The following is a 253-nucleotide window of genomic DNA, read 5'->3' as shown; positions in this document are numbered from 1 at the left end:
GAAAGCCTTTGTCACTGGCACAACCGGCCAGCAGGGCGAGGGCAACGGCGAGGCCCAGGGGTTTGAGCAACATGACACTCTCCTTGTCTGTTTTATGAGCGCGAAGGGGGACTATGTCACGATTGGCGCTGGTTGCTCAAGTTATTGAACAGGATCAATACCTTACTCATCTATCAATAGAGGTTACCCACCGTAGAAACAAAAAAACTGCCCGAAGGCAGTTTTTACAATGTTCATGGCAGTTGCCAGTGAC

This window comes from Aeromonas popoffii, assembly GCF_000820025.1.
GTDB classification, from domain to species: Bacteria; Pseudomonadota; Gammaproteobacteria; order Enterobacterales; family Aeromonadaceae; genus Aeromonas; species Aeromonas popoffii.
Note: the sequence above shows the minus strand (reverse complement) of the source record.